Genomic DNA, 20,210 nt, shown 5'->3' with positions numbered 1-20,210 from the left:
GCAATTATTGCGAATGTGGGAGGTGGCTGCGGAGGCTAGCCCGCCGCGACCGTCAGAGGTGCGAAGCGCCGGCTCCAGTCGCCGGGCAGCTCGCTGATTCCGTAGGTCATCACCGCGTTGAATGCCACCGACTCGAGGCCGCGTGCCTTCGCCCAGGCGAGCAGCTCCGTGTGCCGTACGTCGATGTCGGTGCGGAGCGGGCGGTCGGTGTGGGCCGCGAGGGAGGTGATGAGTGCCTTCGCCGTTTCCGTGTCCTGGGCGATCAGCGGGCCCACGACGTGTGTGTCCATATTGGGCCAGGCCCCCGCGAAGCCGATGATCCGGCCGTCCTTCTCGGCGACCCGCAACTGGTCGGCGAAGGCGGGCAGCCGGGTGATCAGGTGCGTGCGGTCGCTGCCGAACACCGCTCCGTCCAGCCGGAGCAGCCCGGTGATGTCCTCCGCGGTCGCGGCGCGTGTGCTGACGTGGGGCGTGGGACCGCCGGGTGTGAAGTGGCCGTACAGCATCTCGGCCCGGCCGGAGGTCTTGAAGCCGAGCTCCTCGTAGAGAGGGCGACCGTTCGGGGTCGCGTGCAGAGTCACGGGTGTGGTGCCCAGCTCCATGACGATCTGGCGCATCAGCCGGCGTCCGACGCCCTGCCGGGCGTGACGCTCAGCGACGAGCACCATACCGATGGCCGCGAGATCGGGTCGGCCGTGAGGGCCGTACTCGGTGACGACACAGGCGCTGACGAGACCGCCATCGGGATCATCGATGCCGTAACCCTGACCGGCGGAGAGGAGGAGGCCCCACTTGTGCTCCTCGCGCGGCCACCCCCTGTCCTCGGACAAGTCCGCGCAGATGTCGAGATCGCGACGGGTCAGACGGCGGATGGGCAGATCGGCGAGCGAAGAGGTGGGCACGCAGGTCAGGCTGTCCGACCGGTGCCCCTGTCGTCCACCTGTTTCGCCCGACACGTACTGGCATTTAGCCATGTCGGGGTCATATCCACAGTGGGCTCACCGGCAGGGGGTGTTTCACGTGAAACATCGGCGAACGGTGAGCGTCTGCGGGACGGACCGCGCGACGGGACCGCGGGGGAACAAGGAGTGGGTCGAGAGGTGGATCACGGAGCGGATCGAGGAACGGGTCGAGCACCCCGTGTCTCGTTCCTATTAGCCTCGGTGACATGGCGAGACTGCATCTCTTCGACATGGACGGCACGCTGCTGCACGGGTCCACGGCACCCATGGAGATCTCACGGCAACTCGGACTCGAAGCCGAGACTCTCCTTCTCGAACAGGAGATCTCGGCGGGGTTGATCGGCCCGCCGGAGTACGCGGCGCGTATCCATGCGCTGTGGACGGAGCTCACTGACCTCCATGTGACGGCGGCCTTCGAGGCGGCCCCCTGGCTGGCCCGCATCCGCAAGGTCTGGGCCGAGATCGGCGAGGCGGGCGACTACTGCGCCGTCATTTCCCTCTCGCCGTCCTTCTTCGTTGAGCGGCTGACCGCCTGGGGGGCGCACGCCGCGTTCGGATCCCGCTTCCCGGCCGTGCCCTTCGCCGCGCCGGTGGACCCCACGGGTGTGTTCACTGCCGCGACCAAGGTGCTTGTCGCCGACCAGCTGTGCGAGCGGTTCGGAGTCACCAGGGCGGACTGTGTGGCGTATGGAGATTCCATGTCGGACATAGACCTCTTCGGTGTGGTTCCGGTGTCTGTCGCGGTCAACGCGGATCAGCGTCTGGCGGGGCTCGCGACGCACTCGTATGCCGGGAGGGATCTGTGGGATGCCTATGAAATGGTGCGCCACGCCCGGTAGTTGAAGGAACTGCTGGTTCGCCCGTTGGGTGGTTCGCGCCTGGGGCAGGGGGGACTTGTGTGGCTGGCGGTGGCCGGTATGGTCGACTCCGGTTCTTGTGCGGGGAGAGGCGCACCGATCCGGTGCGGAGCCGAGAACAGGGCAAAGAAGCCTAACGAGACGGAGAGATCGACGACCCGATTTCCCGGGTACGAGGCAGCGCGTCCGAACGAGATGGGACGCTGCGGTGTGCGTACTGCGGCCAATGTCACACTCTGGCCTTACTTGTCCGTACGGGTCGCGAATACCGGTTGAATATGGCCGCGTTGGATGTTGTGCGGAAACAGGAGAGGCGAGCCGTCTGCGGGGGGAAAGCAGGCATCTTCCGTATGAGGAAGTGCATGGACCGACCGAAAGATGTTCGAGGCGAGGCACATCATGGACGCTCCGACCACCACGTCGGCCGACAACGGCACTTCCGGCAGCGGGAGCGGCTGGTTCACACCGCGCAAACCCCCGGCGCCGGGCAGCGAGCAGGACACGGCTGACGGGCGGCGACTGGCCGGCATGCGTCCGAAGGGCAGGAACACCGCGCCCGCCGCGGACGAGCCGTCTTCAGAAGCCCCGGCCGACCCCGCGGCCCCCGATGCCGGTCCGGAGCCGGAGCGAATACCCGACGCTTCGACGCCAGTTCCCTCGCCGCCGAGTCCGCCGCCGAACTCCCAGAGGCCGAGCGGTTCCACCTCCTGGTCGGCCTTTCAGCCCAGCAAACCGGCTTCCGGGCCGCCGGCGCCCGAGCCTCCCGTAGCCGCCGCACCATCGCCCCAGGCGCACCCCACTCAGCCTCAGCCTCTTCCGCCCCAGACGCCCCAGGCTCAGGCCGCCCCCGCCCCCGCCTCCGCCCCCACGCCCGCCGCTCAAGCCCCGCAGGTCGCGCAGCAGACGCAGACACAGCCGCCCGCGCAGCCCCTGCCCGCCGAGCAGCGCATTCCGGCGCAACGCCCCGCCGCCACCCTGGCTCCGGAGCGCCCCTCGCCCGCGCCCCAGACCCCGCCGGCCCCGTCACCGGCCCCCGAGCGCCCCACCCCGGCACAGACCGCCGCCCCGGCCCCGATGAGGCCCCAGCAGGAGCACACGTCCCCGGAAGCCGCCGTACGGCTCCCGCAGGAGCACAGGGTCCCCGAAGCTTTCACTCGCCCCGCGCAGCAGCCCACACCCCCGCAGGCGTTGGCGCATCCGGCGCAGCAGCCCATGCCGCCCGAGACCGCCGCCCGCCCGGTACAACAGCCCGCGGTTCCCGACGCGTTCGCCGGCTCCGCGCAGCGCCCCGCGGCTCCCGACGCTGCCTCCTCCGACGTCTTCAGCCGGCCGACCCCGCCTCCCACCGAGCCCGCCGCATCCCCCGACGCCGTTCTCGTGCGTCGGACCATGGCGGAGGTCGGGCCCGTCGCCGACAAGGTCACCTCGTACTTCTACGCGCTGCTCTTCGTCCGCTACCCCGAGCTTCGACCGATGTTCCCGGCCGCGATGGACGCCCAGCGGGACCGCCTGCTGAAGGCGCTGCTCACGGCGGCTGAGCACATCGACAACAAGCCGGTGCTCGTCGACTACCTCCAGAACCTGGGCCGCGGCCACCGCAAGTACGGCACGCAGCCCGAGCACTACCCGGCCGTCGGCGAATGCCTCATCGGCGCCCTGAGCAAGTACGCCGGGAGCGTCTGGGATGCGGAGACCGAGGCGGCCTGGGTCCGGACGTACACGACGATCTCCCAGGTGATGATCGACGCGGCCGCCGCGGACGAGCTGCGCGCCCCGGCCTGGTGGCATGCGGAGGTCGTTGCGCACGACCTGAGAACCCCCGACGTGGCCGTCGTCACCGTCCGCCCGAACCAGCCCTACCCCTTCCTCGCGGGCCAGTACGCGAGCCTGGAGACACCGTGGTGGCCGCGGGTCTGGCGGCACTACTCCTTCGCCTCCGCGCCGCGCTCCGACGGCCTGCTCACCTTCCACGTGAAGGCGGTTCCGGCGGGCTGGGTCTCCAACTCCCTCGTGCATCGCGCCCGCCCGGGTGATGTGATCCGCCTCGGTCCGCCGGCCGGGTCCATGACCGTCGACCACACCACGAACAGCGGACTGCTGTGTCTGGGCGGCGGCACGGGCATCGCCCCGATCAAGGCGCTGATCGAGGACGTCGCGGAGCATGGCGAGCGGCGGCCGGTCGAGGTGTTCTACGGCGCCCGCACCGACCACGACCTCTACGACATCGACACGATGCTCCGGCTCCAGCAGTCCCACTCATGGCTCTCGGTGCGGGCGATCATCGACGCGCAGGCGCATCTGCAACTCCCGGACGCCATACGCGAGTACGGCCCCTGGATGGAGTACGACGCCTATCTGTCCGGCCCGCCCGGCATGATCCGCAGCGGTGTGCACACCCTCAGGGACATCGGCGTTCCGTCGGACCGCATACGCCACGACTCGGTGGAGGAACTCGTCGCGGCCGGCGACTGACCCGGAAGTCCGCGCTCAGCCCAGGTCGGGCGCGTGCATGGCACGTACGCCCTCGATGTTCCCGTCGAGGTAGTGCCGCAGCGACAGCGGTACGAGGTGGACGGTCGCGATGCCGACGCGGGTGAACGGCACACGCACGATCTCGTACTCACCGGCGGGCTCGTCCACTTCGGGGCCGTGTCGCAGCGCGGGGTCCATGGACGCCAGGTGGCACACGAAGAAGTGCTGCACCTTCACGCCGGTCGTGGCCGCGTCCTGACCGATGTGTTCGACGGTGTCGACGAAGCACGGCACCACATCGGTGATCTTGGCACCGAGTTCCTCGTACACCTCTCGGTGCAGGGCGTCGACGACGGTCGCGTCGTCCAGCTCGACGCCGCCGCCGGGAGTGATCCAGTACGGATCCACGCCCGGCTTGGTGCGCTTGATCAGGATCAGGTCATCTCCGTCCAGGAGAACGGCACGCGCGGTGCGCTTGACCACGGGTCGGACGGTCATGGGAGGAATGTGGCCCGGCTGGTTCCACGTGAAACATCGCGAGGCGGCACTCGTCCAGTTCGGACCGTAACCCTGCCGCAAGCTCACGTTCACGTCTCACCCCCACTCGCCCGCCGCCCGCTGCAACCACTCGTATGCCCGCGCGATATGCGGCATCGCGAGCGTGCCGGTGCGCACCACCAGGAAGTACGTCCGCAGGGGCGGGACCGTCGGGTTGTGGAGGGCGATGACCTCGCCGCGCTCCAGGGCGTCCGCGCACAGATAGCGAGGCAGGACGGCGAGCCCCGCTCCGGCGGCGGTGCAGGCGAGGACGGCCCGCAGGTCAGGGACGATCACCGTGCCGGAGGCGGAGGGCAGGGAGTCGAAGACGGAGGCCCAGTAGCGGGAGACGAAGGGCAGGGACTCGTGCACTTCGACGACGGGGAGGTTCTGAAGGGCGGACGCGCCCTTGTCCCGGAGGTTCTCGGGGCAGATCTGCTCGGCACGGCGGGGCGCGGCGACGAGGACGTGTTCCTCGTCGCAGAGCGCGGTCGCCGTGAGCAGCGCGCCACGCGGCCGGGCCGTACTGATGGCCAGATCGTGGTGGCCGGCGGCGAGTCCTTCGAGGGTCTCCTCGGCGTTTCCGAAGGACGTGCGCAGGGCGAAGCCGTGGCCGTCGTCGCCGGTCAGTTCCACGAGCGCGGGCAGGGCCCGTTCGGCGGTGAACTCGGGAGGGCCGGCGAGGTGCAGGGTGCGCAGGGAGGATTCGTCGTCGAGGCCGGTCTCGGCGATCTCCACCAGGGCGTCGAGATGAGGGGCTGCCTTGTGGGCGAGTTCGTCGCCGATGGTCGTCGGGGTCACACCGCGGGCCTGTCGCAGGAACAGGGGGCGGCCGAGCTGCCGCTCCAGGGTGCGGATCTGGGAGGTCACCGCCGGCTGGGAGAGGCCCAGCAGCGCGGCGGCTCGGGTGAAGGAACCGGCCCGGTGCACAGTCACAAACGTGCGCAGTAAGGCCAGATCCATGCCACACCCTCTCCTCGTGCCTGAGGTCTCGCGTCGGGCAGGGCCCAACTATAAATATGTCGATAGGTCGCTGTCGCTACTGTGATTGGACACTGACACAGAGTCAACTAGCCTTGTCTGCGCGGTTCTTCGCGCGCAGAACCGAGGACGGTCCGAGCCACGAGGGGGGAGGCTCGGACCGTCCGTTCGACGGAGCGGGACCCCTCACCGGGCGCCCGGCGACACAGCCGCGGCTCCCTGGCGGGCGTCCGAAAATCGCGCTATCCCGCCGACGCCTCCAGCGCCCGCAGTATGTCGGCCACCAGGTCCTGCGGATCCTCCGCGCCGACCGACAGCCGGATGAAGCCCTCCGGGACCGCGTCACCGCCCCAGCGGCCGCGGCGTTCGGCCGTGGACCGTACGCCGCCGAAGCTCGTGGCGTCGTCCACCAGCCGCAGCGCCTCCAGAAAACGCTCGGCACGCGCGCGGGAGGGCAGCGTGAACGAGACCACGCACCCAAAGCGGCTCATCTGCTCCGAGGCCACCTTGTACGAGGGGTCGCGCGGCAGCCCCGGGTAGCGCACGCCGAGCTCCTCCGGCCAGTGCAGCAGCGCCTCGGCGACCGCGAGCGCGGTGGCGTCCTGGCGGTCGACCCGCATCTGGAGTGTGGAGATCGACCGGTGCGCGAGCCACGCCTCCATGGGCCCCGCGATCGCCCCCACGATCTTCCGCCAGCGCCGTACGGCCGCCATGGCCTCGGCGTCGCGGCCGGCGACGTACCCCAGCAGGACGTCCCCGTGCCCGGTCAGCTGCTTGGTGCCGCTGGCCACCGAGAAGTCGGCGCCGAGCTCCAGGGGGCGCTGTCCGAGCGGTGTGGCGAGGGTGTTGTCCACGGCGACCAGGGCGCCCCGCGCGTGTGCCGCCTCGACGAGGCGCCGGATGTCGCACACGTCGAGCCCGGGGTTGGACGGCGTCTCGATCCACAGCAGCTTCGCGCCGTCGAGGACGCCGAGCTGAGCGTCGTCGCCGGTCGGGGCGGTGCGCACCTCGATGCCGTACGCCTCCAGCTGGGCGCGGACCAGGGGCAGGACCTGGTAGCCGTCGCTGGGCAGGACGACGGTGTCGCCGGCGCGCAGCTGCGAGAAGAGCACGGCCGAGATCGCCGCCATGCCGGACGCGAAGACGAGCGTCTCCACGTCGTCCCGCCCGGGCGCCTCCAACTCGCCTATGGCGCGCTCCAGGTGCGTCCAGGTGGGGTTCTGGTCGCGGCCGTAGGTGTACGGGCCGGTGGGCTCGCCCGGGAGGTGGAAGTGGGCGGCGAAGACGGGGCCGGGCAGGGTCGGCTCGTAGGCCACCGGCTCCGGCAGCCCGGCGCGTACCGCGCGCGTGCCGTCACGGACCGGCGTGTCGCCGTCCCCATCGCGTCCCACCGGCGTGTCGCTGCCCACATGGCGCCCCACTGGAGTGTTGCCCGCATCGCGTCCTACAGGCATGTCGCCGTGCCGCGCGGCACCGGTCGGGAGATCCCCGTCCCGCGAGTCGCGTATCGGCGTCTCGCCGTCCCGCCCAACGGAATCGCTCATACCGCCCGTCCTTCCACGTGCTCCCGAACCGCGGCGAGCAGTCCCGTGCTCGCCGCCTCCACCATCTCAAGGCACGCCTCGAAGCCCTCCATGCCCCCGTAGTACGGGTCGGGCACGTCGAGATCGTCGTCCGCCGCGGGATCGTACGAGCGCAGCAGCCGCACCTTCGCGGCGTCCTGTTCGGTGGGCGCGAGGCGGCGCAGCACCTTCAGGTGGCCGGTGTCGAGGGCGACGACGAGGTCGAGGCGGGCGAACCAGGACGCCTGGAACTGCCGGGCGGCGTGCTCGCTGCCGTACCCGTTGTCCTCCAGGACGGTGACCGTGCGGGGGTCGGCGGGGTCGCCCTCGTGCCAGCCGCCCGTACCGGCGCTGTCGACCGCCACCCGGTCGTCGAGCCCGGCCTCCGCCACACGCGCGCGGAGGACGGATTCGGCCATGGGTGAGCGGCAGATATTGCCGGTGCACACGAAACAGACGCGGTAGGTCATGCTCTTCGGTCCCGTCGTCCCCGCTCAGTCCTTCTCGGGCAGCACAACGTTGAGCGCCCACGACACGATGGAGATGATCAGGCCACCGAGGACGGCCGTCCAGAAGCCCTCCACGTGGAAACTCAGGTCGAGCTTGTCGGCCAGCCACGAGGTCAGCAGCAGCATCAGCGCGTTGACGATCAGGGTGAACAGGCCGAGCGTGAGGATGAGCAGCGGCAGGCTGAGCAGTTGGAGGACCGGCTTCACCACGACGTTGACCAGGCCGAAGATCAGCGCCACCAGCAGCAGCGTGCCGACCTTCTTGCCCGTGCTGTCCCCGGTGAGGGTGATCTTGTCGAGCAGCCACACCGCGACGGCGAGAGCGCCCGCGTTGGCGATCGTCTTGACTAGGAAATTCATCATGTGTCTGATCGTGGCAGAAGAGATCGGCTACGAGCACGGGCGTGAGGGCGACGAAACGATGAAGGCATTCCGGCTGGACGAACTGGAGGCGGAGCGCGCCGCCAACGACGGCGCCTACCTACAGTTCCTGCGAGAGCGGAACATGTCGGTCGGACTGTATGCACTGGACGCCGGCGAGCACGATCCGCAGCAGCCGCACGCGCAGGACGAGGTCTACTTCGTCGTCAGCGGGCGCGCCGCGATCACCGTTGGCATGGAGACCACGGAGGTCGCGCGCGGCAGCGTGGTGTACGTCCCCGCGGGCGTGGCGCACAAGTTCCACCACATCAGTGAGGATCTGCGGGTTCTGGTGATGTTCTCTCCGCCCGAAAGCTGACGCAGGGCGTCCGGGTTCCCTAGGGGATCGGTCAGGGGAGGACAAGGGACGCGGGGGCCCCGTACGCCCCCCTGTCCGCCCTAGCATCGAAGGCAGGACAACCAGACGACCCGACGGACGGGCGGGGCCCGAGTGGCCCGGTGCGGCCGGCGAGTGGAGAGAGAAGGACGAGGGCGATGCGAGAGATCTTCACGGGACTGCCGTGGTGGGTGAAGTGGATCGCGGTGCCGGTCATCGCCCTGGTCGTGTTCGGCGGTCTGATAGCGAGCGTCGTGGGCTTTGTGATCGGCCTGCTGTTCAAGCTGCTGATCTTCGTGGCACTGGTCGGCGGCCTGATCTATGTCGTACGGAAGTTCATGTCGAGTTCCACGTCGCGCAGCGACTGGTGAGTAGGGAGGGGGACCGGTGATCCGGTAACGGGACATCACCGGTTCCCTCGGGCGAGGGAAGTTTCCCGGACGGGCCGTATGTGGGCCGGGGCGGACGAATAGAGTCCGAAAGCCGACGCGGGACCGCCCCGCGAGCGACGCAACCCCCCTCCCGTCCCGTGCCTCACCGCACGGGCTGCCCCCCTCGCGCTCCGGGAGTCATCCCTTGGCCACGGCCGCCACTGCCTCAGCCACAGCCTCCGCCGCCACCAACGCCTCCGTCGATACCGACGCAACCTCCGCACCCACCCAGGCCGCCCCCACACCGGCCCTTCGTGTACGAGCCCCAGAGCAGCCCGTCCCGCCGAGTACGCGGCCGGCACGGGCCCGCCCGTCGCCGTCCTCCGTACGGCAGGCACCCCAGTCGCCCACGGACTCCCGCCGGGAGCCCCAGTCGGCGACCCTCATCGGCTCCGTACAGCGCGCGCTGCGCCTCCTCGAATGCGTCGCCGAGCACGAGCACGGCGCGCCCGCCAAGCAACTGGCCCGGGAGACCGGCCTCGCCCTGCCCACCGCCTACCACCTGCTGCGCACCCTGGTGCACGAGGGATATCTGCGCCGCGACAAGGGCCTGTTCTTCCTCGGCGAGGCGGCAGAGCGGCTGAGTGACACCGCGGCGAAGCAGAAACGTCGCAGCACGGTTGTCGAAGCGCTCGCACATTGGCGAGATCTGATCGGTGTTCCCGTGTACTACGCCGTCTACCGGGACGGCGAAATCGAAGTCCTGTGCGTCTCGGACAGTCCGGGCAGTCCGGCGGTCGAGGAGTGGGCCGACTTCCGCGAGACCGGTCACGCACACGCGATCGGCCAGTGTCTGCTCTCCCAGCTCGACGAGGGCGCCCGCCGCGACCACCTCGATCGCTACCCCGTGGAAACCATCACTCCATATACGGTGCGTGACGATGGGGCCCTCCTTCGCCGCCTCGAACGGGCGGATGGTAGGACTCCGGTTGTCGAAAGACAGGAGTACGCACTCGGCGCGGTGTGCGCCGCGATCCCCGTCACGCTGGGTGCCACAGCGGCCACGATCGCCATCTCCCTCCCAGCTCAGCAGGGGGATCGACTGCTGGCGGCCGCGCGGGAGCTCCAGGCGGAGATCGGACGCATGCCGGGGTCACTGGCGATCTCTATCAGCATCTGAAAACTCACTCCTTGTGATCTGCCGTGTGCGTTCAGCAAGATGCCATCAAGTGCCGGGAGCTCATTCCCGGCCACTCGACCGGCACATGGCGGGGTAGGCGATGCGCGAGTCCGTACAGGCAGTTCAGGCAGAGGTCATGATGAGCTTTCTCGTCTCCGAGGAGCTCTCCTTCCGTATCCCGGTGGAGCTGCGCTATGAGACCGGTGATCCGTACGCCGTGCGGCTGACCTTCCACTTGCCCGGCGACGCCCCGGTGACCTGGGCCTTCGGCCGGGAACTGCTGATCGACGGTGTGGGAACCCCCTGCGGCGAGGGCGACGTCCATGTGTCGCCGGCCGAGGCGGACACGCTGGGCGAGGTGCTGATCCGCCTTCAGGTCGGCAGCGACCACGCCCTGTTCCGCTCCTCGGCGGCGCCGCTCGTGGCCTTCCTCGACCGTACGGACAAGCTGGTGCCGCTGGGCCAGGAGGGCGCGCTCGCCGACTTCGACGCCCACCTCGACGAGACTCTGGACCGCATCCTGGCGGAGGAGCAGAGCGCGGGCTGAGCCGCTCTGGGGCGGAACGCTTCCTCAAGCGGGGGCGTTGGGACCGGCGAACGGGTCCGGAAGGCTTGCAGGAACGGTTCTTCGGTCGGGCTTGTTGATGCGGTCGGCTTGTTGATGTGGTCGGGCTTGTTGACGTGGTCCGGCGTGGGACTCGGGGGACCGGGTGGGATGGGTTTCCCGAGCCGGCTCACCCCGTGCATCCCTCTCCGACCCATACCCGGGGTTCCCGCCTCCGCGCCGCTCTCAGCGCTTACGGCGGCGACCCCGGCCGGTGCGGGGCGTACCGGCCGGAGGGTGTGCGCCCGGCGTTGTGGAGTCCGGTGCTGCCGGTCCTGTCGGTGCGGTCGCTCCCGTCGAACCCTTCGACGTGCGGTCGGCCGAGACGACGAGGGCGGCGAGTGCCGTGGTCACGGGCACCGAGGCGACGAGACCGATCGAACCCACCAGAGTCCGCACGATCTCCTCGGCGACCAACTCGCTGTTGGCGACTGCTCCCACGCTGCTCTGGGCGATCGAGAAGAGCAGCAGCAGGGGGAGCGCGGCGCCGGCGTAGGCGAGGACGAGTGTGTTGACGACCGACGCGATGTGGTCGCGGCCGATCCGGATGCCGGCCCGGTACAGCCCCTTCCAGCCCATCGTGGGGTTGGCCTCGTGCAGCTCCCAGACCGCGGAGGTCTGCGTGACCGTCACGTCGTCGAGCACACCGAGCGAGCCGATGATGACGCCGGCCAGCAGCAGACCGCTCATGTCGATCGACGGGTACAGGCCGTGGATCAGACCGGTGTTGTCGTCCGTGTCGCCGGTGAGGGCCGCCCAGCCGATGAACAGCGAGCCCAGGATGCCGATCAGCAGCAGGGAAACCAGCGTGCCGAGTACCGCGACCGAGGTTCTCGCCGACAGCCCGTGGCACAGATACAGCGCGACCAGCATGATGGCGCTCGCTCCGACCACGGCCACGACCAGCGGGTTCGAGCCCTGGAGGATGGCCGGCAGGATGAAGAAGTTGAGGATCAGGAAGCTGATCGCCAGCGCGACCAGCGCCATGAGCCCCCGCAGCCGGCCCACGACCACAACGGCGAGCGCGAAGATGCCGGCGAGCAGGGTCATGGGGAGGCGCCGGTTGATGTCGGTCACCGAGTACTGAAGGTCCTTGGGCGCCGAGGGCTCGTAGGCGACCACGACCTCCTGGCCCTGCTTCAACTGGCGGGACTGGTCGGGCTGGACGATCTCGGTGAACGTACGGCCCTTGTCCGTGCCGGTGTCGACGCGGATCGTGGCCCGCTTGCAGTCGCCCTTGGCCTGCTGGACGGCGGAGGAGCCCTCGGCGGTGGAGGTGTCGCCGGTCGGGGTGCCCCCGGAGGCGTTCACCGACGCGCAGTCCACCTGATCGATCCTGGTGACCGTGGCTTCCTGTGTCTGCCGGTCGAAACCGACACCGGTGCGCTCGTGCGGCGGTGCGCCACCGGGCCAGAGCAGCCCGAGCCCGACCAGGACGGCAGCGGCGAACGGTACGAGGATGGCCGCGATGATCTTACGTAGGTGGACGGAGACCGGGGCGGCGGGACCGTGGCTGTGGGAGTGACCGTGCCCACCGCCGTGCCCGTTGTCGCCGTGTCCGTGACCGCCGCCGTGATTGTCGCCGTGGTGGTCACCGTGTCCGCCGCTGTGCCCGTTGCCGGGACCGCCGTTGCCCTGGCCATGCCTGTGGCCGTCGTCCGGCCCGTTGGCGGGTCCGTTGGTGGGCCCATTGCGGGGGTCGGCTCCCGGGCCCTCGGGCCCGTTTCCGTGGCCGCCAGGGCCACCGCCGTAACCGTCGCCATAGCCGTCGCCGTAACCCCCGCCGGATGCCTGACCACGGCCGTCACCAGGCGCGTTGCCGCCGGGACCATAGCCTGCGCCGGCGTTGGGGCCGTAGCCCTCGCCCCGCACGGGCCTGTACGGCTGCCCCTGCGGCTCGTTGAAGTCCTGCCCGCCAGGGGGACCACCGAAGTCGCGCCCCTGACCGCCGGGTCCAAGCCTCTGACCACCAGTACCCGGCCCCTGTCCACCACGACCCGCCCCTTGACCACCAGGAGCGCGCCCTTGGCCATGCGGGCTGCCAGGACCGGCACCCTGACCACGAGGACCGCCGGGCCCAGGACCAGGACCGGGGCCAAGACCAGGACCAGGACCGGGCCCAGGACCAGGGCCGCGACCAACACCAGGCCCAACACCCCTGCCCCCCTCCCCAACCCCGCCCCCACGACCGTCACTCGCCCCCGCCGGAGGCCCCGAGCGGGCGCCAAGTCGGCGTACGGAGCCGGTCTCGTAGTCCGGTCCCGCTTCGGGTCCGGGGCCGCGGCCGGAGCCGGAGGCATCGCCCGGTTCGCGGGGCGGCTCCGGCGGAGGGAATGGGGGATCCTGCGGTGTGGTCACCGACCGATCATCGCAAGAACGGCAGGGGCCCTCTGTTCACCGCGCCCGAATTGACGCTAGCGTGGAGTCACCTTTGTACACGCGGGAGCTCGGAGCACCGGGCTGAGAGGGCGCTGACCTTCGTCTTCGCGATGTTTCACGTGGAACATCACTCATCACGAGTGACGTATCCCATGGAACGCCGACAGACGAGAACCGCTGCGTCGACCGCCGAACCTGTTACCGGGTAATGCCGGCGTAGGGAGTAGGTCTCATGACCATCGAGGACGCACGCACGCCTGCCTCCACGCAGATCTCCAGCGACACGGAGATCGCCACCAGCGAGGAGGCCGGGAAGTCCATCGGCTGGCACAAGGCGTACATCGAGGGCTCCCGCCCCGATCTGCGTGTGCCGGTCCGTCAGGTGCATCTCACCAACGGGCAGGACGTCACGCTGTACGACACCTCCGGCCCGTACACCGATCCGCTGGTCACCACTGATGTTCGCAGGGGACTGGCGCCGTTGCGGGAGAACTGGATCATCGCCCGCGGCGACACCGAGGAGTACGGGGGGCGCCCCGTCCGCCCCGAGGACGACGGCATCAAGCACACGTCGCCGCGAGGCGGCCTGCGCAACCTCGATGCGGTCTTCCCCGGCCGGCCTCGTCAGCCGCGCCGGAGCCGTGACGGCAGCGCGGTCACGCAACTTGCGTACGCACGCCGGGGCGAGATCACGCCGGAGATGGAGTACGTGGCCGTCAGGGAGAACGTTTCTCCCGAGGTCGTGCGCGAGGAGATCGCGGCGGGACGGGCCGTGCTGCCCGCCAACGTCAACCACCCGGAGATCGAGCCGATGATCATCGGCAAGCGATTCCTGGTGAAGGTCAACGCCAACATCGGAAACTCGGCGGTGACTTCCTCCATCGAGGAGGAGGTCGAGAAGATGACCTGGGCGACCCGCTGGGGCGCCGACACGGTCATGGACCTGTCCACCGGCCGGAACATCCACACCACCCGCGAGTGGGTGCTGCGCAACTCCCCCGTCCCCATCGGCACCGTGCCGCTCTACCAGGCGCTGGAGAAGGTCGACGGCAGGGCCGAGGAGCTGACCTGGGAGATCTACAAGGACACGGTCCTCGAACAGGCCGAGCAGGGCGTGGACTACATGACCGTCCACGCGGGTGTGCGGCTGCCGTTCGTGCCGCTCACGGCGAACCGCAAGACCGGCATCGTCTCGCGCGGCGGCTCGATCATGGCCGCGTGGTGCCTCGCGCACCACAAGGACTCGTTCCTCTACGAGAACTTCGAGGAACTCTGCGAGATCCTCGCCGCCTACGACATCACCTACTCGCTGGGTGACGGACTGCGGCCGGGCTCGATCGCCGACGCCAACGACGAGGCGCAGTTCGCGGAGTTGCGCACGCTCGGGGAACTCAACCGGATCGCGAAGCGTTTCAACGTACAGACCATGATCGAGGGCCCGGGACACGTCCCGATGCACAAGATCAAGGAGAACATCGACCTTCAGCAGGAGATCTGTGATGAAGCTCCGTTCTATACGCTCGGCCCGCTGACGACGGACGTCGCGCCGGCGTACGACCACATCACCTCCGGCATTGGTGCCGCGATGATCGCCTGGTGGGGCACGGCCATGCTCTGCTATGTCACGCCCAAGGAACATCTGGGCCTGCCCAACCGTGACGACGTCAAGACCGGCGTCATCACCTACAAGATCGCCGCCCACGCAGCCGACCTCGCCAAGGGGCACCCCGGAGCACAGGAGTGGGACGACGCGCTGTCGGACGCCCGTTTCGAGTTCCGCTGGGAGGACCAGTTCAACCTGGCCCTCGACCCGGACACGGCCCGTGAGTTCCACGACGAGACCCTGCCGGCAGAACCCGCGAAGACAGCCCACTTCTGCTCGATGTGCGGCCCCAAGTTCTGCAGCATGAAGATCAGCCAGAGCATCAACGAGCGCTTCGGTGGTGTCGCGGCCGAAGGGGCGTCTCCCGAGGAGGTCGCGGAAGGCATGCTCCAGAAGTCGAAGGAGTTCGCCGCCAGCGGCAACAGGGTGTACCTGCCGCTCGCCGACTGAAGCAGCGCGCCTCGCGGGGTCGGGTGAGGCCCGGACCGCACCCGACCCCGCGAGGAACGCGACAGCGACACCGCACCTTGAAACGACACCGCACCTTGAGATGACATCGCACCTTGAAAACTGAACACATGTTTGGTTAATTGTCGCGGATCGAGGGCGCCCCCCTCGGTACCCCGCAAGCGGCCCGGCCCCGTCGTTCGCATGCGAAGCTTGGAATGAAGTCACCGGGATGAGGTGGGGCGAGGAGGCAGTCATGGACTGGGCCCGGTTCGCGCAACAACTGGCCGCCATGGCGCGCGACCTCCTGGCACAGGAGTCGGTCACCGCCACCCTGGAGCGGATCACCGCCTCCGCGATCGAGCTCGTCGAGGGGTGTGAGTCGGCGGGCATTCTCAGGCTGCGCGGCAAGAAGGTGGAGACCATCGCCGCCACCGACGAGCTGGTCGTCAGCTCCGACAAGCTTCAGGAGGAGTCGGGCGAAGGGCCCTGCTTCGACGCCGCCCGCAGCTCGCTGGGAGACCGAGTCTTCCGTATCGCCGACTTCACCAAGCCGCAGCCACGCTGGCCCAAATACGCTCCGCAAGCCCGTGACCTGGGCATAGGCAGCATGATGGGCTTCCTCCTCTACACCGAGGACGAGGACTTCGGCGCGCTGAACATCTACTCCCGCAAGCCGGGTGTCTTCACGGAGGCCAGCGAACTGGCCGGCTGGCTCCTCGCCTCGCACGCCGCGGTCGCCTTCTCCGCCGCACGCACCCAGGCCCAGCTGGAACAGGCCGTCGACACCCGCCACCTCATCGGCGAGGCCATGGGCATCATCATGGGCGGCCACAACATCACCGAGGACCAGGCCTTCGACGTACTGCGCCGCTATTCGCAGGAGAACAACATCAAGCTCCGCGACGTGGCCCGCATCATCTGCGACCGCGGCGGTCTCACCTAAGCCGTGTCCGCACCCGCGGTGGTGGAACGGAGACGCCGGGGAGGTCGTCAGGGCCACGGCCGGTCGGCAGACTGGGCCCATGACATCGAGTGCACTGAGCAAGGGCGCCAACCTCCCGGTCGAGGCCGCCGAGGTACGGGTCGAGCTCTGCTGGTCGGCGGGGCCAGGTGTGCCCGATGTGGACGCTTCGGCGCTGCTGCTCACCGCCGACGGGCGGGTCCGGGACGACGGCGACTTCGTCTTCTACAACCAACCGCACCACACCTCCGGAGCAGTCACCCACCTGGGGAAACAGCAGACGGGCGCGGGTATGGCGGACACGGTCGGGGTGCGTTTCGGCGCGCTGGAGGCGGCCGTGGAGCGGATCGTCCTGTGCGCCTCGGCCGACGGCGGGACCTTCGGCCAGGTACCCGGGCTGACGCTGCGGCTGCTGGACGCCGGTACGTCGGCGGAGCTGGCCCGGTTCGAGATGGCGGCCGGCACGGAGACGGCGTTCATCGGCGGTGAGCTGTATCTGCGGCAGGGGAAGTGGAAATTCCGGGCGGTGGGGCAGGGGTACGCCTCCGGGCTCGCGGGGCTGGCCACGGACTTCGGCATCACGGTCGACGAGGAGGGCGACACGGCGGCGACGGTCACCTCCCCGGCCCCGGCCTCGCCCTCGTACCCGCAGGTCACGCCGCCGCCCCCGGTCCAGTCCCCGTATCCGTACCGGCAGGGCGGTCCGCCCGCGATGCCCGCCGGTGTCCGCCTCACCAAGGGTGAGGAGAAGCTGCCCGTCGACATGCGCAAGCGGCTCTCGTTGCGCAAGGAGCAGGTCGCGGTCAGCCTGCGCAAGCACGGCGCCGAGGGCGTCACCGCCCGGGTGATTCTGGTGCTCGACGCGTCCGGATCGATGTCGTTCCTGTACTCGCGCGGGGTCGTCGCCGACGTGGTGGAGCGGATGGCCGCCGTGGCGGCGCAGCTGGACGACGATGGTGAGATGCAGGCGTGGACGTTCGCGTCGAATCCCGCGCGGCTGCCCGATCTGCTGCTGGGGGAGCTGCCCGAGTGGCTGCGACTGCATGTGCGGGTGGGCCAGTTGAGCCTCTTCGGGCGCAAGAAGACGAAGCGAGGCATGGAGCCGGGCCAGGTCGACATGCGGACGGTCGGCATCCAGAACGAGGAACAGAAGGTCATCGCCGAAGTCCGCGCCTTCGTACGAGAGAACCCGGCGGCGGCACCCACGCTGGTGCTGTTCTTCTCCGACGGCGGCGTCTACCGCAACGCACAGATCGAGCAGCAGTTGCGGGAGGCCGTGGACGAGCCGATCTTCTGGCAGTTCGTGGGGCTGGGGAAGTCGAACTACGGCGTGCTGGAGCGGCTGGACACCCTGACCGGCCGCCGCGTCGACAACGTCGGCTTCTTCGCCGTGGACGACATCAGCACGGTCCCGGACGCGGAGCTGTACGACCGGCTGCTCTCGGAGTTCCCGAGCTGGATCACGGCGGCGGGCCGCGCGGGGATCCTCTAGGGCGGGCACAGAGAGACCCACCGACTCACGCCCCCGCCCCGGACCCCGGTGGGTGTCCGTGCGGGAGCGCGGGTGGGTGGTTACTCCGGCCGGTGTTCCGGGCCTCCGAAGTCCGGGCTTGTGTAGTCCGGGCTGGAGAAGCTCGGACGGGAGCCCGGGGAGGCGCCGTCGCCGGGGCTGGAGAAGCCCGGACGGTCGTAGCCGAGGTGCGGCATACGGCTGGCCGGGGCCGACGGAGCCGTACTGTGCAGGGCGGTCGCACCGGGGGTGGCGAGCGCTTCGCGCAGGAACGGCAGGATGCCTCGCTCCAGCAGCGCATCGCGCCAGGCTTCCCTGGCCAGCGCCACCTCCCCGTTCGGTTCGCCGTAGGGACCGGCTTCCCGGGACGGGCGGTTGTGCAGTGCGGTGATCAGCAGCCCGACGGCGGCGACCAGGATCGCCACGGCCGTGACGGCGCCGAACACCCAGCCGGTCGTGACGAGCGTTTCGCCGAACGACAGGTCGGGCGTCACCGTCCGGAGGAGATAGCCGACGAGCAGGAAGATCGCCGCGGCCGTTCCGGCGAGGACGGGAGCCAGCACCGCGACGACGGCGACAACGCCCGCGCCGGCGGCCTCGGTGACCTCTCCCATGGTGGCGGCGAGCCCCACCGTGCCCGAACCCGACTCACTGGAGCCGGAGTCGTGGCCGGACGACGGGGTGGACGGCGCCGGCTGGCGCAGTTCCTCGCGGACCTTCACGTAGTGCTGGTACTCGGTCGCCGCGGCCGCCGTGATGAGTGCGGTGGCGTTGAGCGCCATGGTGCGCAGCTGTTCGGGGTTGAGCCGCTGGCCTACAGCGGTCAGCTCCGGTCGGGTTGGTGCGGAGCGCAGCGCCTCATCGAGGATCCGCTCGTATTCCTGGCGGTCCTCGCTCAGCAGGTGCTGCGGAACGCTGTTCATGTGCATCCCCCGATGCTCCGTAGGGCTTGGGGCTCGCATGCCAACGAGCCGTCGGGCAGAAACGGAGGGGAGCCTGCTACGGATAAGCCGATGGTAGAGCGGTGACGGCACACGGTGACAGGGGGTTTACCGAAATAGCCCCGTGTCCTGCGCCGTCGTACGCCCAACCGTCGGATGGGACGTCTGCCCCGGAATCCCGCGGGTATGCACGGGGAACCGTCAGATATGCAGGGGCAGTTGCTGAACGAGCAGTTTTCCGGCCATGGTCACGCCGCCGTCCATCGCGATGGCGAGCCCGTCGGCGTACACGTGCGGCCCCTCGACCACGGGTCCCGCGCTCTCCTCGCCGTCCTCGGAGCCGACCTCGCCGAGCAGATACGGAATCGGACTGTGGCCGTGAACGATGCGGGTGCCGCCATACGTATCGAGCAGCGAGCGCACATGGTCGGCGCCGCCCTCGTCGCGGAAGGAGAACCGCTTGGTGAACTTGCGGAACAGATCCCAGACCTCGTCGGCGTCGTTGCGTGTGAGGGTCTCGCGGACGGTGTCGTTGACTTCCTCGATCGAGCGGCCGTAGTCGAGGTAGGCGGTGGTGTCCGAGTGGACCAGGAGGTGGCCGTCGACCTCCTCGACGGCGTCCAGGCGGGCCATCCACTGGAGATGGTGGTCCTGGAGGCGGTCCATGTCGGTCTTCTGGCCGCCGTTGAGCAGCCAGGCCGCCTGGAAGGTGGCGGTGCCCGCACCGGAGTTGACGGGGGTGTCGCCGAACCGCTTGGCGCCGATGAGCAGCAGTTCGTGATTGCCCATCAGGGCCTTGCAGTAGCCGCCGGCCGCGGCGGCCTCGGCGGACAGCCGCATCACCAGGTCGATGACACCGATGCCGTCCGGACCGCGGTCCGTGAAGTCGCCGAGGAACCACAGCCGCGCGGTGCCCGCGCACCACTGGCCGGAGTCGTCGATCAGGCCCTGCTCCTGGAGCGCGGCGATCAGCTCGTGGAAGTAGCCGTGCACGTCGCCGACGACGTAGAGCGGGCCGGGGCCGGTGTCGGACGGGGCGGCGGACCCGGGCTCCGGGTCGGGTTCGACGGTCACCTGCACAGTGTCACCCCGGTTGATGACCGGGAGGTCGCGCTGGGTGGGCGTGTACTCGTCGGGGTGGTCGACGGGCTGCGCGACGGGCCCGGCGGCCGCGCCGGGCTGCATGCTGTGGGCGTACGGGCCGGTCTCGTTGACGTACGCGGGCACCCGGAAGTCGCGCAACGTCGCCGTGCGCTCCACCTCGGGTCCCTGACCGGCCCCCTGAGTCATCGACCCCTCCACCATCGCGCCGCCGCTGCACCGCATCGGACTGCCTGGTCGCAGCGGCCCGCGGTGTCGTGGGCCCATCATAGGAATGCGGATCGTGCCATGTGATGACCCAGGGGTGGTGAATCGGAGCAAGACTCCTGTTCACCGCGGCTTTCGCCCCGATTGGGCAGGTCTTTGCCCGGCCTCGGAGAGGCGTCGCGGGGTGCCGGCGGCTCCGCCGGGGGCGACCAAGGCGTCGGGATGGCCGACGTGTCGGCTGCCGAGCGGCCCGCCGACCCCCGTTC

At 69.6% G+C, this 20,210-nt stretch carries 19 protein-coding genes and 1 riboswitch; of the genes, 9 read left to right on the top strand and 10 right to left on the bottom strand.

Features of this window, described 5'->3' with window-relative positions; genetic code table 11:
• Positions 1 to 35 precede the first annotated feature (35 nt).
• Entirely contained in the window at positions 36 to 902 is an 867-nt protein-coding gene (locus ACIQAC_RS09240; RefSeq protein WP_402188542.1) for a GNAT family N-acetyltransferase, read from the bottom strand.
• Between the two features lie 266 nt (positions 903 to 1,168).
• Between ACIQAC_RS09240 and ACIQAC_RS09235 the strand changes: the two genes are divergently transcribed.
• Positions 1,169 to 1,801, top strand: a complete 633-nt coding sequence (locus ACIQAC_RS09235) for an HAD family hydrolase (RefSeq protein ID WP_402188540.1) — start codon at positions 1,169 to 1,171, stop codon at positions 1,799 to 1,801.
• Positions 1,802 to 2,061: 260 nt separating this feature from the next.
• Here ACIQAC_RS09235 and ACIQAC_RS09230 read toward each other — a convergent pair whose 3' ends face one another.
• A complete protein-coding gene (locus ACIQAC_RS09230; RefSeq protein ID WP_402189328.1) occupies positions 2,062 to 2,523 on the bottom strand; it encodes a hypothetical protein in 462 nt (153 codons plus the stop codon).
• A gap of 226 nt (positions 2,524 to 2,749) precedes the next feature.
• Here ACIQAC_RS09230 and ACIQAC_RS09225 point away from each other — a divergent pair, with 226 nt between their 5' ends.
• Positions 2,750 to 4,291, top strand: a complete 1,542-nt coding sequence (locus tag ACIQAC_RS09225) for a globin domain-containing protein (RefSeq protein ID WP_402189278.1) — start codon at positions 2,750 to 2,752, stop codon at positions 4,289 to 4,291.
• Between the two features lie 15 nt (positions 4,292 to 4,306).
• On the opposite strand, the gene ACIQAC_RS09220 is transcribed toward ACIQAC_RS09225, so the two are convergent.
• From ACIQAC_RS09220 to ACIQAC_RS09200, 5 genes are all read right to left on the bottom strand, one after another.
• Complete coding sequence (locus ACIQAC_RS09220) at positions 4,307 to 4,789, bottom strand: NUDIX domain-containing protein (protein ID WP_402188538.1); 483 nt, start codon at positions 4,787 to 4,789, stop codon at positions 4,307 to 4,309.
• A gap of 96 nt (positions 4,790 to 4,885) precedes the next feature.
• Positions 4,886 to 5,791, bottom strand: a complete 906-nt coding sequence (locus ACIQAC_RS09215; RefSeq protein WP_402188536.1) for a LysR family transcriptional regulator — start codon at positions 5,789 to 5,791, stop codon at positions 4,886 to 4,888.
• A 260-nt stretch (positions 5,792 to 6,051) separates the two neighbouring features.
• Positions 6,052 to 7,200 (bottom strand): cystathionine gamma-lyase, encoded by a 1,149-nt coding sequence (locus ACIQAC_RS09210; protein ID WP_402189276.1) that lies wholly within the window; start codon positions 7,198 to 7,200, stop codon positions 6,052 to 6,054.
• 149 nt (positions 7,201 to 7,349) lie between these two features.
• Complete coding sequence (locus tag ACIQAC_RS09205) at positions 7,350 to 7,841, bottom strand: low molecular weight protein-tyrosine-phosphatase (protein ID WP_402188534.1); 492 nt, start codon at positions 7,839 to 7,841, stop codon at positions 7,350 to 7,352.
• Between the two features lie 24 nt (positions 7,842 to 7,865).
• Positions 7,866 to 8,243 (bottom strand): phage holin family protein, encoded by a 378-nt coding sequence (locus tag ACIQAC_RS09200; protein WP_402188532.1) that lies wholly within the window; start codon positions 8,241 to 8,243, stop codon positions 7,866 to 7,868.
• A gap of 58 nt (positions 8,244 to 8,301) precedes the next feature.
• On the opposite strand from ACIQAC_RS09200, the gene ACIQAC_RS09195 reads away from it, so the two are divergent.
• The 4 genes from ACIQAC_RS09195 to ACIQAC_RS09180 all read left to right on the top strand — a co-directional run bounded on the left by ACIQAC_RS09195 (position 8,302) and on the right by ACIQAC_RS09180 (position 10,735).
• Complete coding sequence (locus tag ACIQAC_RS09195) at positions 8,302 to 8,619, top strand: cupin domain-containing protein (RefSeq protein ID WP_402189274.1); 318 nt, start codon at positions 8,302 to 8,304, stop codon at positions 8,617 to 8,619.
• Between the two features lie 176 nt (positions 8,620 to 8,795).
• Positions 8,796 to 9,008 carry a DUF5326 family protein gene (locus ACIQAC_RS09190; protein ID WP_402188530.1) on the top strand — a complete coding sequence of 71 codons (213 nt, stop codon included), beginning with the start codon at positions 8,796 to 8,798 and terminating at the stop codon, positions 9,006 to 9,008.
• A gap of 445 nt (positions 9,009 to 9,453) precedes the next feature.
• Positions 9,454 to 10,188: an IclR family transcriptional regulator gene (locus ACIQAC_RS09185; RefSeq protein ID WP_402189272.1), complete on the top strand. Its 735-nt coding sequence runs from the start codon at positions 9,454 to 9,456 to the stop codon at positions 10,186 to 10,188.
• Between the two features lie 100 nt (positions 10,189 to 10,288).
• Positions 10,289 to 10,735 carry an SsgA family sporulation/cell division regulator gene (locus ACIQAC_RS09180; RefSeq protein ID WP_402188528.1) on the top strand — a complete coding sequence of 149 codons (447 nt, stop codon included), beginning with the start codon at positions 10,289 to 10,291 and terminating at the stop codon, positions 10,733 to 10,735.
• 243 nt (positions 10,736 to 10,978) lie between these two features.
• Here ACIQAC_RS09180 and ACIQAC_RS09175 read toward each other — a convergent pair whose 3' ends face one another.
• Positions 10,979 to 12,664: a YibE/F family protein gene (locus ACIQAC_RS09175; protein WP_402188526.1), complete on the bottom strand. Its 1,686-nt coding sequence runs from the start codon at positions 12,662 to 12,664 to the stop codon at positions 10,979 to 10,981.
• 557 nt (positions 12,665 to 13,221) lie between these two features.
• A riboswitch (TPP riboswitch) is annotated at positions 13,222 to 13,411 on the top strand.
• Between ACIQAC_RS09175 and thiC the strand changes: the two genes are divergently transcribed.
• The 3 genes from thiC to ACIQAC_RS09160 all read left to right on the top strand — a co-directional run bounded on the left by thiC (position 13,404) and on the right by ACIQAC_RS09160 (position 17,677).
• Entirely contained in the window at positions 13,404 to 15,224 is a 1,821-nt protein-coding gene (gene thiC / locus ACIQAC_RS09170; protein ID WP_402188524.1) for a phosphomethylpyrimidine synthase ThiC, read from the top strand. Its footprint overlaps the riboswitch before it by 8 nt.
• Positions 15,225 to 15,477: 253 nt before the next feature.
• Positions 15,478 to 16,167, top strand: a complete 690-nt coding sequence (locus ACIQAC_RS09165; protein ID WP_402188522.1) for a GAF and ANTAR domain-containing protein — start codon at positions 15,478 to 15,480, stop codon at positions 16,165 to 16,167.
• Between the two features lie 79 nt (positions 16,168 to 16,246).
• The gene (locus ACIQAC_RS09160) at positions 16,247 to 17,677 is read left to right on the top strand and encodes a VWA domain-containing protein (RefSeq protein ID WP_402188520.1); all 1,431 of its coding nucleotides are present in this window, start codon (positions 16,247 to 16,249) and stop codon (positions 17,675 to 17,677) included.
• Positions 17,678 to 17,757: 80 nt separating this feature from the next.
• Here ACIQAC_RS09160 and ACIQAC_RS09155 read toward each other — a convergent pair whose 3' ends face one another.
• Together ACIQAC_RS09155 and ACIQAC_RS09150 are read right to left on the bottom strand one after the other, a co-directional pair.
• Positions 17,758 to 18,624, bottom strand: a complete 867-nt coding sequence (locus ACIQAC_RS09155) for a hypothetical protein (protein WP_402188518.1) — start codon at positions 18,622 to 18,624, stop codon at positions 17,758 to 17,760.
• A gap of 213 nt (positions 18,625 to 18,837) precedes the next feature.
• On the bottom strand, positions 18,838 to 19,941 hold the full coding sequence (locus ACIQAC_RS09150) for a metallophosphoesterase family protein (RefSeq protein WP_402189270.1): 1,104 nt from the start codon (positions 19,939 to 19,941) through the stop codon (positions 18,838 to 18,840).
• Positions 19,942 to 20,210 lie beyond the last annotated feature (269 nt).

The sequence above is a fragment of the Streptomyces sp. NPDC088387 genome, assembly GCF_044753385.1.
GTDB lineage: Bacteria > Actinomycetota > Actinomycetes > Streptomycetales > Streptomycetaceae > Streptomyces.
This window is presented reverse-complemented; position numbering and strand designations above follow the sequence as displayed.